Source organism: Paraburkholderia phytofirmans PsJN (assembly GCF_000020125.1).
Lineage (GTDB): Bacteria > Pseudomonadota > Gammaproteobacteria > Burkholderiales > Burkholderiaceae > Paraburkholderia > Paraburkholderia phytofirmans.
Map to the genome: position 1 here is coordinate 2,915,629 of NC_010681.1, position 17,725 is coordinate 2,933,353.

At 61.4% G+C, this 17,725-nt stretch carries 11 protein-coding genes; 5 read left to right on the top strand and 6 right to left on the bottom strand.

What is annotated here, in order from left to right; genetic code table 11:
• Positions 1-224 precede the first annotated feature (224 nt).
• The gene (locus BPHYT_RS12800; protein WP_012433571.1) at positions 225-788 is read left to right on the top strand and encodes a hypothetical protein; all 564 of its coding nucleotides are present in this window, start codon (positions 225-227) and stop codon (positions 786-788) included.
• A gap of 226 nt (positions 789-1,014) precedes the next feature.
• Here BPHYT_RS12800 and BPHYT_RS12805 read toward each other — a convergent pair whose 3' ends face one another.
• On the bottom strand, positions 1,015-2,430 hold the full coding sequence (locus tag BPHYT_RS12805; protein ID WP_012433572.1) for a lactate utilization protein B: 1,416 nt from the start codon (positions 2,428-2,430) through the stop codon (positions 1,015-1,017).
• A 103-nt stretch (positions 2,431-2,533) separates the two neighbouring features.
• Complete coding sequence (locus BPHYT_RS12810; RefSeq protein WP_012433573.1) at positions 2,534-3,256, bottom strand: (Fe-S)-binding protein; 723 nt, start codon at positions 3,254-3,256, stop codon at positions 2,534-2,536.
• Between the two features lie 179 nt (positions 3,257-3,435).
• On the opposite strand from BPHYT_RS12810, the gene BPHYT_RS12815 reads away from it, so the two are divergent.
• Positions 3,436-4,242: an IclR family transcriptional regulator gene (locus BPHYT_RS12815; protein ID WP_012433574.1), complete on the top strand. Its 807-nt coding sequence runs from the start codon at positions 3,436-3,438 to the stop codon at positions 4,240-4,242.
• A 104-nt stretch (positions 4,243-4,346) separates the two neighbouring features.
• Here the strand turns inward: BPHYT_RS12815 and pbpG are convergent, their stop codons facing one another.
• Positions 4,347-5,534, bottom strand: a complete 1,188-nt coding sequence (gene pbpG, locus BPHYT_RS12820; RefSeq protein ID WP_012433575.1) for a D-alanyl-D-alanine endopeptidase — start codon at positions 5,532-5,534, stop codon at positions 4,347-4,349.
• A gap of 775 nt (positions 5,535-6,309) precedes the next feature.
• Here pbpG and BPHYT_RS12825 point away from each other — a divergent pair.
• Positions 6,310-6,882: a phasin family protein gene (locus tag BPHYT_RS12825; RefSeq protein WP_012433576.1), complete on the top strand. Its 573-nt coding sequence runs from the start codon at positions 6,310-6,312 to the stop codon at positions 6,880-6,882.
• A gap of 316 nt (positions 6,883-7,198) precedes the next feature.
• On the opposite strand, the gene lpdA is transcribed toward BPHYT_RS12825, so the two are convergent.
• The 3 genes from lpdA to aceE all read right to left on the bottom strand — a co-directional run bounded on the left by lpdA (position 7,199) and on the right by aceE (position 13,703).
• Complete coding sequence (gene lpdA / locus BPHYT_RS12830) at positions 7,199-9,001, bottom strand: dihydrolipoyl dehydrogenase (protein WP_012433577.1); 1,803 nt, start codon at positions 8,999-9,001, stop codon at positions 7,199-7,201.
• Between the two features lie 265 nt (positions 9,002-9,266).
• Positions 9,267-10,919: a dihydrolipoyllysine-residue acetyltransferase gene (gene aceF / locus BPHYT_RS12835; RefSeq protein ID WP_012433578.1), complete on the bottom strand. Its 1,653-nt coding sequence runs from the start codon at positions 10,917-10,919 to the stop codon at positions 9,267-9,269.
• 87 nt (positions 10,920-11,006) lie between these two features.
• The gene (gene aceE / locus BPHYT_RS12840) at positions 11,007-13,703 is read right to left on the bottom strand and encodes a pyruvate dehydrogenase (acetyl-transferring), homodimeric type (protein WP_012433579.1); all 2,697 of its coding nucleotides are present in this window, start codon (positions 13,701-13,703) and stop codon (positions 11,007-11,009) included.
• A gap of 275 nt (positions 13,704-13,978) precedes the next feature.
• On the opposite strand from aceE, the gene fixL reads away from it, so the two are divergent.
• Both fixL and fixJ read left to right on the top strand, forming a co-directional pair.
• Positions 13,979-16,495: an oxygen sensor histidine kinase FixL gene (gene fixL, locus BPHYT_RS12845; RefSeq protein WP_012433580.1), complete on the top strand. Its 2,517-nt coding sequence runs from the start codon at positions 13,979-13,981 to the stop codon at positions 16,493-16,495.
• Positions 16,492-17,136, top strand: a complete 645-nt coding sequence (fixJ, locus tag BPHYT_RS12850; RefSeq protein ID WP_006051254.1) for an oxygen response regulator transcription factor FixJ — start codon at positions 16,492-16,494, stop codon at positions 17,134-17,136. Before fixL ends, fixJ begins: the two co-directional genes overlap by 4 nt.
• The last annotated feature ends 589 nt before the right edge of the window (positions 17,137-17,725 follow it).

The following is a 17,725-nucleotide window of genomic DNA, read 5'->3' on the forward strand; positions in this document are numbered from 1 at the left end:
CTATGCCCAGTCGAAATCTTATAGAAATTTGCAATCGGGAAAAACCTACTAGCGCGAGATAGACCGTTGCGCCTAGTGGAACAGTGAATTCACTTTTCGCAACGCACGGCCCCAACGCGTGCCATGGCACAAAAAAGAAATCCTTACAAACACATACAAAGCTCTTGCGACGGTTAGCGATAATAGCGGTCTTACAGAAACAAAACCTCGCATCGGTCGATCACATGAAACGCTTTGTCTTTGCACCACTCGCCTGCCTCGCCGTCGCTGTCCTGCTCGGCGGCTGCGCGGTCTATCCGGACGGCACGCCGATGTACAGCAACGGCTACGGCGGCGGTTATAGCGGCTACGATGGTTACGATGGCTACGCCACCGGTGTGCCGGTCGTGCCGCAAAGCAATGTCTACATGGGCTACAGCAACTACCCGGGGCCTGGTTACTACGACGGGCCGGGCCGCTATTACGGTCCTGGCCCCAGCTACGGCGGCTATCCCGATCGAGGCCGGAACAATGGCAATTATGGAAACAACGGCAACCACGGTGACAACGGCGGCTGGCACGGCCAGCCGAATGGCGGATCGCGCGGCGGGCCGCCGCCGCAAGGTGCCGTGGGCGGCCCGCGCGGGCCGAGCGGATCGAACGCGCCTCGACCGGGGGCTGGTAGCCCGCCGCCGCCCCCACCGCCGCAGCAACAGGCCGGCGGCGGAGGCGGTCGTGGCAACGGGAATAACGGCGCACCCGTGCGAGGGGTGCCGGGTCGCCAGTCGGGCCAGATGACGGATCACTGATCTGGACTAGCCGCATGGTGGTTGCGCGGTACGCGTGTGCTGATGCGCAGGCGTACCGCGCTCCATTTTCTGCGGCCGCAACGTGCGGGTCGCTTCGGCGAGATCTGGCAGACTGCTCTCGGGTTCAACGCAATATCAGACAGCGCAATATCTGAATCACCGGCTCACGCTAACTGCCGAGTGAATAAGCAAAAGACGATAGCAATGTCCGCCCACCGACGCCCGCTCACCCAATATGGCTGCGCTGCGCCGCGTACAACTCCCTGAACGTCCGACCGACCGGAGCGGGCATATCCCGCGTATTAGTCCAGCCCGCGCCGCCCAGCGGCAGCCTGGCGATCGACCGGTTTCTCCCGCCCATGCGTTCCAGCACACGGACAGCCAGTTTAGTAAAAAGCGCGTACGCATCCGGGTGGAGCGCCAGAAAACCCCATACGGCGAGTCCGGCGCGCTCTTTCCACGGTCGCAGACGCCGCTCCACCTGCTTCTCGCGCAGCTTGCGCAACAGATCGGATAGCGGAATCCCCACCGGGCACACGCTGTTGCACTCGCCGCACAAGGTCGCGGCCTGCGGCAGATCCAGCGCCTTGTCGATGCCCACGTAGCTCGGCGTCAATACCGAACCCATCGGGCCGGGATAGACCCAGCCGTATGCATGGCCGCCCACCTTCTGATACACCGGGCAATGGTTCATGCACGCGCCGCAGCGGATGCATCTCAGCATTTCCTGGAAGTCGCCGCCGATCAGTCCCGTGCGCCCGCCGTCGACCAGCACCACGTACATATGCTCGGGACCGTCCTGGTCACCCTCGCCGCGCGGCCCCGTCAACACAGAAAAATAGTTCGAGGTGGCCTGCCCGGTCGCCGAGCGCGGCAAGAGACGCATCGCCGTGGCCAGATCTTCGAGTGTGGGCAGCACTTTCTCGATGCCCGTCACCGCTACGTGCACGCGTGGCATCACGGTGCACATGCCCTCGTTGCCCTCGTTCGTGACCAGGACGACCGAGCCCGTTTCCGCCACCACGAAATTGCCGCCAGTCACGCCCATGTCCGCGGTCATGAAATGCGGACGCAGCATCTCGCGCGCTTCTCGCGTCATGTCGGTGATTTCGGTGAGGCGCGGGCGGTTGTGAGTCTTCGCAAATAGGTCGGCGATCTCGTCCTTATCTTTATGGACGACTGGCGCGATGATGTGGCTCGGCGGCTCGTTGTCGTTGATCTGCAGAATGTACTCACCCAGATCGGTTTCGATGGATTGCACGCCCATCTGCCCGAGCACTTCGTTCAGGCGCATTTCTTCGGTGACCATCGACTTGGTCTTGATCACCTTTTTTACCTCGTGCCGGCGCGCAATGTCGCCGACGAGCCGCGCGGCTTCCTGGGTCGTCTCGGCGAACAGCACCGTCACGCCGCGCCGGGCCGCTTCGCGCTCGAAGGTTTCCAGCCACACATCGAGATTTTCCAGCGCGCGATTACGGCGCTCCTTCAGTGCGGCGCGCGTGGCGGGAAAATCGATCGCGGTCATGGCCGTGGCGCGAGCCGATACGAACTTGGTCGACAGCTTGGTGAGGTTCTGCTGCAGACGCTGGTCGGCGAGTTTCTGACCGGCACGTGCTTTGAACTGCATCGATTGGACTTGCATGGCGGCCTTGTACGTGATCAGGCAAAGCGGGCGAACCGCGAGTTAGGACGAGTGAGTCAAGCGCGCCTATCTGGATAAAAAGGCGGACGTGCAGCCGCCCGCGTTATACGTCGCCGGCCAGCACCTGCGCGATGTGCAGCACGCGCGTGGTGGCGTCGCCGGTCCGCCGCAAACGGCCCTCGATATTGAGCATGCAGCCGAGATCGCCCAGCACGACCGCGCCAGTGCCGCTGGCCCGAATATTCGCGCATTTTTCGTCGACGATCGCCGTGGAGATATCGCCGTACTTGACCGCGAAAGTGCCGCCGAAGCCGCAGCAATGCTCGCAATCCTTCATCTCGTTCACCGTCACGCCGACCTGCGCCAGCAAGGCGCGCGGCTGCGCCTTCACGCCGAGCTCACGCAGACCGGAGCAGGAATCGTGGTACGTCACCTGACCCGCGAACTCGCCCGGCTGCAATTGCACTTTGGCCACGTTCACGAGGAAATCGGTCAGCTCGAACACCTTGGCGCGTAGCCGGCCGAAGCGGTTCATCAGTTCAGGATCGTCGGCGAAGAGGTCGCCGTAATGCGCTCGGATCATGCCGCCGCACGAACCGGACGGGACCACGACGTAATCGAACTGCTCGAACTCGCGCAAAGTCTTTTCGGCCAGATCGCGCGCGATGCGCCGCTCCCCGGAGTTGTACGCCGGTTGCCCGCAACAGGTTTGCGCAGGCGGCACCATCACCTCGAATCCGGCGCCTTCGGTCAGTTTGATGACCGAAAAACCGATCTCGGGACGCATCAGGTCGATCAGGCAGGTAACGAACAATCCGACTCGCATGAGCCCTCCTTCGGGAAAACGTCCCTGATTATCCGCTGTTTGCCGCACAATACCAACGGCCGGAAGGCATAGGACGAAAGCGACTTAATTTGGAATAGACGTTCCAACCGCTTTCCATCTTTTCACAATACGGGATACAATCAATTTCCGCTGTTTGACGCGTCAACCGATTCCTCCCCATGAGCGATACGAACCCGGATCCCAAAACTTCGATCCAGGTGATCGAACGCATGATGCGCTTGCTCGACGCACTCGCTGCGCACAGCGACCCGGTCAGCCTGAAAGAACTCGCCATCCGCACGGAGCTGCATCCGTCCACTGCGCACCGCATCCTGAACGATATGGTGATGTGCCGGCTGGTCGACCGGTCGGATCCCGGCACTTACCGTCTCGGCATGCGCCTGCTCGAACTGGGCAATCTGGTGAAGGCGCGCCTGTCGGTGCGCGACGCGGCGCTCACGCCGATGCGCGAACTGCATCGTCAGACGGGCCAGACCGTGAATCTGTCGGTGCGTCAGGGCGACGAAATCGTCTATATCGAGCGCGCTTATTCCGAGCGTTCCGGCATGCAGGTGGTGCGCGCCATCGGCGGACGGGCGCCCTTGCATCTGACCTCGGTAGGCAAGCTGTTCCTCGCCGCCGACGAATCCACCCGCGTGCGAGCCTACGCCACGCGCACCGGTTTGTCGGGCCACACGCAGAACAGCATTACCGACCTGACCAAACTGGAGCGTGAGTTGTCGCATGTGCGCCAGCAGGCGTGCGCGCGAGACAACGAAGAACTGGAACTCGGCGTGCGCTGCATCGCCGCCGGTATCTACGACGACACCGGCAAGCTGGTTGCAGGTTTGTCGCTGTCGGCGCCGGCGGATCGCTTGCAAGACTCCTGGATTGGCCAGCTGAGCCAGACCGCGCTGATGATCTCGGCGTCACTCGGCTATCGACCGCAACCCGCGCAGGACCATTCGCATAGCCATCACGCGTAAGCCGGCACTTCACATCCGCGGTTCAAAACAAAAAGCCTCGCAAAAAATGTGAGGCTTTTTGTTTTCATGCGGCCGGTCCGAAAACCGGCCACTGACGCAACACTTCAGGTACCCGGGCCGCCGGCGTCCGCGCTGGTAATGCGCGCCTGGTCGCCGCCGTTATCCAGCCATGTGCGCAGACGCGTGGCGTCAGCGAAGCGCGAGTACTTACCCGACGAGTCGAGCAGCACCATGATCATCGGACGGCCGTGAATGGTCGCCTGCATCACGAGGCACTCGCCCGCTTCGTTGATGAAGCCGGTCTTTTGCAGACCGATGTCCCACGTTGGGTTACGCACCAGCGCATTGGTGCTGTTGTACGCCAGCGAGCGCTTGCCGGTGTACACCTCGTAGCTGTGGTCAGTCGAGAACCTGCGGATAATCGGATACTGATACGCCGCATTGACCATCTTCACGAGGTCGCGCGCGCTCGACACGTTCTGGCTCGTCAAACCCGTGGGATTTTCAAAGTGCGTGTCGGTCATGCCGAGCTGCTTGGCCTTCGCATTCATGGCCGCGAGGAACGCCGGACGGCCACCCGGGAAATAACGCGACAGCGCCGCGGCCGCGCGATTTTCCGACGCCATCAGCGCGATGTGCAGCATGTCTTCACGCGAAAGCACCGAGCCTACCGACAAACGCGAGCCGGTGTTCTTTTCGTAATCGCGGTCTTCGTCCGTGACTTCGATCTGGTCGGTCATCGGCTCTTTCGAGTCGAGCACCACCATCGCGGTCATCAGCTTGGTGATCGACGCGATCGGCACCACGGCGCGCGAGTTCTTGTCGAACAGCGATTCGCCCGAGTTCTGATCGATCACGTACGCAACGCTCGAGCGCAGCATGAGCGCGTCCGGCGTTTCGTGCAGACCGAAAGCCTGACCGACGCTCGGCTGACGCGGCTCGTACGCAATACGGCGCACCACCGAACGGTGACGGCCGTTCGACGTATACGTTACGCGCTTGCGCTTGACGCCCGCGCGCGGTGCGTCGTCGTCCGCGGCTACGGTCTTTGCAGCCGCGCCCTTGGTCGCCTTCGAGGCTTTGCTCGACACCTTGGTGGCAGGCGCGGCAGCCGGCTTTTTGGCCGCCTTGGCGTGTTTGGAAGTTTTTGCAGGTGCAGCAGGTGCGGCGGCAAAAGCGCTCACGGGCGTAGCAAACGCCGCTGCGATGACCATGGAGGCGGCCACCGACAGAGCGGTGCTGCGGGCCGCGCCGTGGATCACTTTTAGCGACGAAAACATGTCGGTTTTCATGGGTGTTCGGTAGGGAGCGGCGAGTGGGTTCCGCAAGTGTAGTAAAACAACGAAAAATTAGCAATTTGAAGCACTTATGAGCGCTCCTTAAACCGGCTTGTAAGCTCCGATCGCAAAAACACGAATAAGTGCCGCGCTTCGATCGAAAAAAACGATCGCCGACGCGTTACGCCTCGCCGCTGCCGCCATACGCCGGAATCGAGGTGATTCTTCCAGCATAACGGCAATTTCGAGACAACCTTGATCAGGGGAAATACGGTCAGAGCACGGGCGGTCAAGACCGCCGGAGCAACAGCACGTGGCCAGAATCGCGCGGCAGGCTTGTTAAATGCCTGCTGCAGACCGCCAACGCGCATTCGACCAGCATCAAGCATTAACGTTCCGTGACACTTTCCGGTTTACACCGAAACGGCCTTCGAAAGCTTTTTTAACGATCGCAGGATGTTAACCTCCCCGCGTTAGCACGCGCTCGCTCGCCAAATTCACCTTACCATTTTGTAATAAATGCGGCATGATTCAGCACCAGTGCGGTGCGGCGGTTAAATTGACCTGCGTCACGCCGATGTCATGCCGATCGCATAACACTCTGTTTTATCAGCAGTTTCTTAATATTGTGCGACGCACAAAAAGCGCTTGACATTCTTTGCAGCCATCCTAAAATGGGAACCATTGCTGCGATGCACAATTCATCGCGGTCCGGCGGGACGCACCAATGTGTCTCACCACTCACCCAATGCGGTCCGCACAGACAGACCGCGATCCAGGAGCGTAAACCATGACTTTGCTGACCCCTGAGCAGTTCGCCGCAGCCCAGAAAGCCAACTTTGAAACGTTGTTCGGCCTGACGACCAAAGCATTTGAAGGCGTCGAAAAGCTGGTTGAGCTGAACCTGCAGGTCGTGAAATCGACGCTCGCGGAAAGCCAGGAAAATGCCCAACGCGCGCTGTCGGTCAAGGACGCGCAGGAATTGCTGGCACTGCAAGCAAGCCTTGCACAGCCGGTGGCTGAAAAGGCGCTGTCGTACGGCCGTCACGTGTACGAAATCGTTTCGGCAACGCAAGGTGAGTTCACCCGCGTCGCAGAAGCCCAATTCGAAGAGCAAAACCGCAAGGTGCAATCGCTGGTCGAAAACGTCGCGAAGAATGCACCGGCTGGTTCGGAAACGGCTGTCGCCGTTCTGAAGTCGGCTATCACGGCTGCCAACACCACGTACGACACGGTTCACAAGGCAACGAAGCAAGCTGTCGAAATCGCTGAAAGCAACTTCAATGCAGCTGCAACGGCCGCATCGAAGGCAGCTTCGCAAGCCGCCGCACAAGCATCGCGCTCGGCCAAGAAGGCAGTCTAAGCTTCGGTCGCAAGCAGCACGCTTCAAGCATTAACTGGCGCCGGCGCAGCTCACGAGTTGTGCCGGCGTTACCGCAAGCAACAGCGTTGTGCCGTTGCCGCTCACACGGTGTTAATTGGCCGAACGCTCCGATACGTTGAATAGCGTATCGTTTGCCCGGCGAAAGGCCGGGATTTTTTTATCCCACGCCTTTTCACTGTCGTCGCGGCGGCGCCGCCCTACTCTGCTGCCCGAAGAAAAAGCGGCGCGCCCTTTACGGGGCGCGCCGCTTTTTTTATCGATCCCGCCTGCACGAATGCAGACGGTCCGAATCGCGTTACTTCTTTTTCTGCGGCGGCAGGTCGGTACAGACGCCTTCATACAACTCGGCGGCCATACCGATCGATTCGCCGAGCGTCGGATGCGGGTGAATCGTCTTACCAATATCCGTTGCATCCGCACCCATCTCGACCGCCAGACAGACTTCGCTGATCAGGTCGCCCGCATTCAGACCGACAATCCCGCCGCCGATCACGCGATGCGTTTCCTCATCGAACAGCAGCTTCGTGAAGCCTTCGTCGCGGCCGTTGGCGATCGCGCGGCCCGACGCGGCCCACGGGAACACAGCCTTACCGTACTTGATGCCCTCGGCCTTCAACTGGTCTTCCGTCTTGCCGGCCCACGCCACTTCCGGATCGGTGTAGGCAACCGACGGAATCTGCAGCGCATCGAAGTACGCCTTTTCGCCGTGTGCGACTTCGGCGGCGACGTGAGCTTCATGCACGGCTTTATGCGCGAGCATCGGCTGGCCGACGATATCGCCGATCGCGAAAATGTGCGGCACGTTAGTGCGCATCTGCTTGTCGACGTCGATGAAACCGCGCTCCGTCACCGCGACGCCTGCCTTGTCCGCGCCGATCTTCTTGCCATTCGGCGAGCGGCCGACGGCAACCAGCACGAGGTCATAGCGTTGCGCTTCGGCCGGCGCTTTCTCGCCTTCGAACGACACATAGATGCCGTCGTCCTTCGCTTCGGCCGCGGTGGTCTTGGTCTTCAGCATGACGTTAGCGAAACGCTTGCTGTTGTACTTCTCCCAGACCTTGACCAGATCGCGGTCCGCGCCGGCCATCAGGCCGTCGAGCATTTCGACCACGTCGATCTGCGCGCCGAGCGTGGCATACACCGTGGCCATTTCCAGCCCGATGATGCCGCCGCCGATCACCAGCATGCGTTGCGGAATCTGCCGCAGTTCGAGCGCGCCGGTCGAATCGACGACACGCGGATCTTCCGGAATGAACGGCAGCTTCACCGCTTCCGAGCCCGCGGCGATGATTGCCTGCTTGAACTTGACGACCTTCTTGCCGCCCTCGACCTGCACTTCCATATGATGCGGATCGACGAACGAGCCCGTGCCCGTGACCACTTCGACCTTGCGCATCTTCGCCATGCCGGCGAGACCGCCGGTGAGCTTCTTGACGACGCCCGACTTGAAGTCGCGCAGCTTGTCGAGATCGATTTGCGGCTTGCCGAACGTGATGCCGTGCGAGCGGAGCGCTTCGGCTTCGTCGATCACGAGCGCGGTATGCAACAGCGCCTTCGACGGAATACAGCCGACGTTCAGACACACGCCGCCAAGCGTCGCGTAACGCTCGACCAGCACCGTCTTCATACCCAGGTCAGCCGAACGGAACGCCGCCGAATAGCCGCCGGGGCCCGAACCGAGCACGAGCATGTCGCATTCGATATCCGCGTTGCCGGAGAAGCTGCCCGCCTGCGGAGCGGGCGTGGCAGCCTTGGCCGGAGCCGCCTGCGCCGCTTGCGGTTTGGCTTCCGCCTGAGCAGGCGCCTTCTCAGGTTCCTTGGCCGGCGCCTTCGGTGCGTCTTTCGCGGGCGCTGCATCCGCCGACGTTTCGACGAGCGCGATGACCGTGCCTTGCGAGACTTTATCGCCGGCTTTGACGCGAACTTCCTTGACCGTGCCGGCGGTATCGCTCGGCACTTCGATGGAGGCCTTATCGGATTCGAGCGTCATGAGAGCCTGTTCGTTCTCGATGACATCGCCCGCTTTGATATTGACTTCGATGACATCGACGTCTTTGAAGTCACCGATATCCGGCACTTTTACTTCGACGAGACTCATTAGTGTCCCCTTCTCTTATTGACCGTGATGAAGGAAGAACCCAAAAAAAGCAGCCTACAAGCTAGCAGCGCGGCAAACAGAAAACATCCTTTGCCGTCCGCCGAAGGACGCGCCTTTCTTTTGCCTACTTTTCTTTGGAAGACAAAGAAAAGTAGGTGCCGCCCCGCACAGGGGCGACGCTAATAGACCGACAAGAAATCAGGTTCTACAGAGAGACGCAGATAACAGAAACAGAAAGAAACCCGCGCCCCACGCAACTACACGATCAAAGAATCACACGCCGGAAATCGGCAAGAAGCGCCCCAAGATACGCATTAAACCTGGCCGCCGCGGCACCATCGATCACCCGATGGTCATACGACAAGGACAGCGGCAGCGTCAGCCGAGGCACGAACTGCTTACCATCCCAAACCGGCTTCATCGCGCCACGCGACAGACCGAGAATCGCGACTTCAGGCGCATTGATAATCGGCGTGAAGTTCGTGCCACCGATGCCACCCAAAGAAGAAATCGAGAAGCAGCCGCCTTGCATCTGATCCGGCTTCAGCTTGCCGTCACGCGCGAGCTTGGACAACTCGGCCATTTCCTTGGCGATATCGATCAACCCCTTCTTGTCCGCATCGCGAATAACAGGAACGACCAGACCATTGGGCGTATCAGCTGCAAACCCGATATGGAAATACTGCTTGAACACCAGGTTATCGCCATCGAGGCTGGCATTGAACGTCGGGAACTGCTTCAAAGCCGAGACCACAGCCTTGATCACGAAAGCCAGCATGGTGATCTTCACACCCGACTTTTCGTATTCCTTGTTCAACTTCACGCGCAACGCTTCCAGCTCGGTGATATCCGCTTCGTCGTTATTGGTGACGTGCGGAATCATGACCCAGTTGCGATGCAGATTCGCGCCCGAAATCTTCTTGATGCGCGACAGCGGCTTCGGATCGACCGGACCGAACTTCGTGAAGTCGACCTTCGGCCAAGGCAGCAGGTTCAACTCGCCGCCACCGCCCGCGGCCGCCGGTGCGGCCGCACCAGCCGGCGCAGCACGCTGACCGGTCATGACGCCCTTGATAAAGGCGGTCACGTCGGCTTGCGTGATACGGTTCTTCGGACCCGTGCCCTGCACCTGCGTCACATCGACACCGAGCTCACGCGCGAATTTACGCACGGACGGCGATGCATGACTCGCATGGCGCGCGCCACCTTCACCAGCCGGAATCACCGGCGCCTGAGCGAGCGCCGACGGAGCCGCCGGAGCCGGCGACGGAGTGGCCGGCGCATCCGACGGTTTCTCGACCGCTTGCTTCGGAGCCGGAGCGGGGGCCGCAGCCGCGCCGCCTTCCGCTTCCACGATCACAATCACCGAACCTTCCGACACGGTATCGCCGACCTTGACCTTCACTTCCTTGACGACGCCGGCAGCCGAGCTCGGCACGTCCATGGTCGCCTTGTCGGATTCGAGCGTCACCAGCGACTGCTCTTTCTCGACGCGATCGCCGACCTTCACCGCGACTTCGATCACGGGAATGTCTTTGTAGTCGCCGATATCCGGCACTTTGACTTCCTGCAGACCGCCGCCGCTCGCAGCGGGGACGGGTGCAGCCGCGGGGGCCGCAGCCGCCGACGGAGCCGGAGCAGCGGCAGGCGCCGGAGCCGGCGCAGCCGCGCCACCTTCCGCACCTTCCAGCACGACGATCAGCGAACCTTCTGACACGTTGTCGCCGACCTTGACCTTCACTTCCTTGACGACGCCGGCGGCCGAGCTCGGCACGTCCATGGTCGCCTTGTCGGATTCCAGCGTAACGAGCGATTGCTCTTTTTCGACGGTGTCACCCGCCTTCACCAGCACCTCGATCACAGGAATGTCCTTGTAATCGCCGATGTCCGGCACCTTGACTTCGATCGCTTGACTCATTGTTAGTGTCTCCTGGGCCGCGCACGCGGCCTGCCCCTGCAAATGCAGGAGCGGGCGCGCACGCCATGGCACACGGGGAATGATGCCTTAGACGGTCATCGGGTTGGGTTTGGCGGGATCAAGGTTGTACTTCTTGAGCGCCTCGGCGACTACCTTGCGTTCGATCGTGCCTTCATCTGCGAGTGCATTCAACGCGGCAACCGTCACCCAGTAGCGGTCGACTTCGAAGAAGTGGCGCAGCTTTTCGCGCGTGTCCGAACGGCCGTAGCCATCCGTGCCCAGCACGACGAATTTCTGCGGCACGAACGCGCGGATCTGCTCGGTCAGCGCGCGCACATAGTCGGTCGATGCGATGACCGGACCTTGTGCGTCCTTCAGCAGCTTCTCGACGTGCGAGAGCTTCTTTTCTTCGGTGGGATGCAGCAGGTTCCAGCGCTGCACTTCGTGGCCTTCGCGCGCGAGTTCGGTGAAGCTCGGCACGCTCCACAGATCGGCGGCGACGCCCCAGTCGTTCTTCAGCAGGTCGGCGGCGGCGATCACTTCGTTGAAGATAGTGCCCGCGCCCATCAGTTGCACGCGCGGCGCCTTCTTGTCCGCTTCGGCCTTACGGAACGCGTACATGCCCTTGATGATGTCGGCTTCCACCGAGTCGCCCTGCGGAATCGCCGGGTGCTCGTAGTTCTCGTTCATCACCGTGATGTAGTAGTACACGTCTTCCTGATCCGCGACCATGCGGCGCAGGCCGTCGCGCATGATGACCGCGAGTTCGTAACCGAAGGTCGGGTCGTAGCTGATGCAGTTCGGCACCGAAGCCGCCCACAGCAGCGAGTGGCCGTCTTCGTGCTGCAGACCTTCGCCGTTCAGCGTGGTGCGGCCGGCCGTACCACCCAGCAGGAAGCCGCGCGAACGCATGTCGCCGGCTGCCCATGCGAGGTCGCCGATACGCTGGAAGCCGAACATCGAGTAGAAGATGTAGAACGGGATCATGATCTCGCCGTGCGTCGAGTACGACGTCGCGGCCGCGATCCAGTCACACATACCACCGGCTTCGTTGATGCCTTCCTGCAGAATCTGACCGGTTTCCGACTCACGGTAGAACATCAACTGGTCGGAATCTTCCGGCACGTACTTCTGGCCTTCCTGATTCCAGATACCGATCTGACGGAACAGGCCTTCCATACCGAAGGTACGCGACTCGTCCGGCACGATCGGCACGATGCGTTTGCCGAGCGCCTTGTCTTTCAGCAGGATGTTCAGGATCCGCACGAACGCCATGGTCGTGGAGATCTCGCGGCCTTCGCCCGTGCCCTTGAGCAGCGGTTCGAATACCGACAGTTCCGGCACCGGCAGCGACTCGGCCTTCTGGCGACGCGCCGGCAGATAACCGCCGAGGTCCATACGCTTCTGGCGCATGTACTCGAGTTCTTTCGAACCCTCTTCGAACTTGAGATACGGCACGTTGACGAGGTCGTCGTCGGCGATCGGCAGGCGGAACTGGTCGCGGAATTTCTTCAGCTGATCCACGTGCAGCTTCTTCTGCTGGTGGGTGATGTTCATCGCCTGGCCGGCTTCGCCCATGCCGTAGCCCTTGATCGTCTTCGCGAGAATGACGGTCGGCTGGCCCTTCGAATTCGACGCCTCCTGGAACGCCGCGTAGATCTTGTGCGGATCGTGGCCGCCGCGGTTCAGGTTCCAGATTTCCTCGTCGGACCATTCGGCGACCAGCGCCTTCAGTTCCGGCGTATTGAAGAAGTGCTCGCGCACATACGCGCCCGACTCCGACTTGTACGTTTGATACTCGCCGTCGACCACGTCCATCATGCGGCGCATCAGCGCGCCGGACTTGTCGCGTTGGAACAGCGCATCCCAGCGGCTGCCCCAGATGACCTTGATGACGTTCCAGCCCGCGCCGCGGAATTCGCTTTCCAGTTCCTGGATGATCTTGCCGTTACCGCGCACCGGACCGTCGAGGCGCTGCAGGTTGCAGTTGATCACGAACACCAGGTTGTCGAGGCGTTCGCGGCCGGCCATGCCGATCGCGCCGAGCGATTCCGGCTCGTCCGTTTCGCCGTCGCCGAGGAAGGCCCAGACCTTGCGGCCATCGGTCTTCGCAATGCCGCGCGCCTGCATGTACTTCATGAAGCGCGCCTGATAGATCGCCATGATCGGGCCGAGGCCCATCGAGACGGTCGGGAATTGCCAGAAGTCCGGCATGAGCCACGGGTGCGGGTACGACGAGATGCCCTCGCCACCCACTTCCTGACGGAAGTTGTCGAGCTGATTCTCGGTCAGGCGGCCCAGCAGGAACGCGCGCGAGTAGACGCCCGGCGACGAGTGGCCCTGCACGAACACGAGATCGCCGCCATGTTCAGCGGACGGCGCATGCCAGAAGTGGTTGTAGCCGACGTCGTACAGCGTGGCGGCGGAGGCGAACGAGGCGATGTGGCCGCCGACGTTGGTGTCCTTGCCCGCGCGCAGCACCATCGCGATGGCGTTCCAGCGCGTGTACGAGCGAATGCGGTGTTCGATGTCCTGATCGCCGGGGATCTTCGCCTGACGCGAAACGGGGATCGTGTTGATGTACGGCGTGTTGGCCGAGAACGGCAGATGTTCGCCATGCACGCGGGCGAATTCAATCTGTTTCTCGATCAGGTAGTGAGCGCGATCGGGGCCCACAGCAGAAATCACGCCATCCAGCGCTTCAAGCCATTCGCCGGTTTCCTGGGGATCGTCGTCTTTTTCAGCAGCGACATATTTCATGACTTCGTCGGGTACAGCGGACATGCTCGTCTCCTGGATGTAGAGGAACGCTCTTTGAACAGACGACGCGGACGAAGCACGGCCGCGGCAGCTTCGGCCGATTGTAATAAGGGTCCCGACGTCAGCGCAACAAAATTTTCGAATTACGAGATCGGATCTCATAATGCGGAAAATTGTTGCGGCGCAACCTGATTTGACTGCCGATCGACGGATACGCTGGCTAGTTTGCGCCGATTAATGGTCCTTTCCGCGCTTTTTTGCGCCATTTGCTAGCTTCACGCTGCGCTACAATGCCACGCATGTTGACCGAACGGCTTTTCGCACGCTCGGCGCGCACCGCCGGTTCGCCCGCGGATTCGACGCCGTCCTCCCGCTGGCACCATGGACCATGGTGGTCCAATTCCTATTTGCTTACGCCGCTTCTGTCGATCCTGGTCTTCCTGGTCGTCATGAGTCTGATTTTGTGGAGCCTGAACCGGCGCGAACAGCAACAGCAGGAAGACACGCTTTACCGTAACGTCGCATGGGCGCAGCAGCAGATCCGCCTGTCCATGACCGGCGCGCAGGAACAGATCCAGGCGCTCGCGCGCGATCTGGTCGCCGGCCGCGCCGATCCGCATTCGTTCCAGGTGTCCACCACGGACATCATGCAGGGGCATCCCGAGATCCTCTACATGAACTGGTACACCAGCGCGCAGCAACCGCGCTGGCCCAATACCGCGCTGCCCGTGTTCGGCCAGCGTCTGGCCAAGCCGAACGACGCGCAGATGGACGAAGCCGTCAAAGCCGCCTTCACCGAAGCGCGCAATACGCGCCGCCAGGTGTATTCGCCGCTCATCTACGACGACGTCGGCAACGGCTACATCACGCTGCAAACGCCGGTGTTCCGCGACCGCGACTTTCTCGGCACGATCGCCGCCGTGTTCTCGGTGGAAGGGATCCTCAAGCACGACATTCCGCCTGAGCTGTCCGCCAAATACAAAATCTCGATCATCGACGTGAACAATCGCGAGTTGACGACCACGTCGACCCGCCCGCGCCTGCCGCGCGACATGTTCTACGATCTGCCGCTCGACCCGCCGGGCCAGGGCGTCTCGGTGCGCGTCTACGCGTTCCCGCAGATGACCAACTTCACCAACAACACGCTGGTGTGGCTGGTGGCGGGTCTGTCCTGTTTCGTGCTGTGGAGCCTGTGGAGCTTGTGGAAACACACGCGGCAACGCTTCGAGGCGCAGCAGGCGCTGTACGCCGAAGCGTTCTTCCGCCGCGCAATGGAAAACTCCGTGCTGATCGGCATGCGCGTGCTCGACATGCATGGGCGCATCACCCACGTCAATCCGGCCTTTTGCCGCATGACAGGCTGGGACGAAAGCGATCTGGTCGGCAAGAACGCGCCATTCGCCTACTGGCCGCGCGACGCTTACCCCGAAATGCAGCGCCAGCTCGACATGACGCTGCGCGGCAAGGCGCCCTCTTCCGGCTTCGAATTGCGGGTGCGCCGCAAGGACGGTTCGCTGTTCCACGCTCGTCTCTACGTGTCGCCGCTGATCGACAGCTCGGGCCGCCAGACCGGCTGGATGTCGTCGATGACCGACATCACCGAGCCGAAGCGCGCGCGCGAAGAGCTCGCCGCGGCGCACGAGCGCTTCACCACGGTGCTCGAAAGCCTCGACGCCGCGGTCTCCGTGCTGGCCGCCGACGAAGCCGAGCTGCTGTTCGCCAACCGCTATTACCGGCATCTGTTCGGCATTCGCCCGGACGGCCATCTGGAATTGGCGGGCGGCGGGTTCGATAGCGCACAGGCGTCGTCCGATTCGATCGATATGGTGGACACATACGCTGGCCTGCCCGCCGCCGCGTTGACCGAAAGCACCGCGGATGCGCAGGAAATTTACGTGCAGAGCATTCAGAAGTGGTTCGAAGTGCGCCGCCAGTACATTCAGTGGGTGGACGGCCACCTCGCGCAGATGCAGATCGCGACCGATATCACCACCCGCAAGCAGGCCCAGGAACTGTCACGCCAGCAGGACGAGAAGCTGCAGTTCACCAGCCGCCTGATGACGATGGGCGAAATGGCTTCGTCGCTCGCGCACGAACTGAATCAACCGCTCGCCGCGATCAATAACTATTGCTCGGGAACTGTGGCGCTGGTTAAATCCGGTCGGACCACGCCTGACAATCTGCTGCCCGTGCTCGAAAAAACCGCCCAGCAAGCGGTGCGCGCCGGCATGATCATCAAGCGCATTCGCGAGTTCGTGAAGCGCAGCGAGCCGAAGCGGCAAGCCACGCGCGTCGCCGATATCGTCGCCGACGCCGTGGGCCTTGCCGAAATCGAGGCGAGGAAGCGCCGCATTCGCATCGTCACAGATCTGCGCTCGCGCCTGCCGGTGATCTACGTCGACCCGGTGCTGATCGAGCAGGTGCTGGTGAACCTGCTGAAGAACGCCGCCGAAGCAATGGCCGAGGCCCGTCCGAACGCGGTCGATCCGGTGATCCGCGTGGTCGTGCGGCTGGAGAGCGGGTTTGTCTGCTTCAGCGTCGTCGACCAGGGGCCGGGCGTCGACGAAGCGACAGCCGAGCGGCTGTTCGAACCGTTTTACAGCACCAAGTCCGATGGCATGGGCATGGGGCTGAACATTTGCCGTTCGATTATCGAATCGCACCGGGGCCGTCTGTGGGTGGTGAACAACGTTGAATCTGACGGCCACATCACAGGCGCCACGTTCCATTGCAGTCTGCCTATTGGAGAGCCTGATGGCCCGAGCAACGGCGGGACACAGGCGCCGACACCACAAACCGTTACGGGAGAGCTATGAATAGCCCAGTCACCACACAGGAAACTGTCTTTGTCGTCGATGACGACGAGGCCGTGCGAGATTCGCTGCGCTGGCTGCTGGAGGCGAACGGCTACCGCGTGCAATGCTTCTCCAGCGCCGAGCAGTTCATCGACGCATGGCAGCCGCATCAGCATCCGGGCCAGATCGCGTGCCTGATTCTGGATGTGCGGATGTCCGGCATGAGCGGACTCGAATTGCAGGAACGCCTGATCGCCGACAATGCATCGCTGCCGATCATCTTCGTGACGGGTCACGGCGACGTGCCGATGGCCGTGTCCACGATGAAAAAAGGCGCGATGGACTTCATCGAAAAGCCGTTCGACGAAGCCGAGTTGCGTAAGCTGGTCGAGCGCATGCTCGACAAGGCGCGCAGCGAAAGCACCAGCGTGCAGCAGCAGCGCGCCGCCGCCGAGCGGCTGGGCAAGCTGACCGCGCGTGAGCATCAGGTGCTCGAGCGCATCATCGCCGGCCGCCTGAACAAGCAGATCGCCGACGACCTCGGCATCAGCATCAAGACCGTCGAAGCGCACCGCGCGAACATCATGGAAAAGCTCAACGTCAACACGGTCGCCGATCTGCTGCGACTGGCGCTGTCGAACAAGCCGCAACCGGCGCAATAAGCCGCAACCGGCGGCACGCGGCCCGAAGGCAAGCGCCTTTGGGAGAGACGTCGACGGGTTGAAAGTGACTGCGCATTAACGGCCGGACTATGACGAGTCCGGCCCGTCTCGCCCCTCTTTTTCCTCGTATTTCCCCGCGCTTTTTCATCTCCTCCATCGCACGGCAATCACACTAACCGCGTGATTTCGGCACGGTCGGCTCGCGCAAAATAATACGCGTCGGTCAGCAATCACTGACCCCAATCCGCAACAGATTCTTTCGTCCGACAAGGTCGACGGATTCGGACGCACCCTCCTTAATTACCCAGCATTCCTCAGCAAACCTTGCCGACGCGGTGATTAACGCGGGCGCGACGCGTGCTGCGAAACGCCGCATCCGGCATTGCCTGGTGATGCGAAACAATGGGAGCGAGTCGAGCGTTTCCCGCGCCATGGTGCGTGTCAATCGAGCCTTTCGACCACTTACCCGCCGCCAATCCGACGCGCCATTTTCCATCGCGGCGAAGCGACGCAGCCCGTGCCGCGCATCGACATCTCGTCGTATAAACCCCACCGGGAGGACGCAGCCGAGCATTACTCCGGCCGCAAC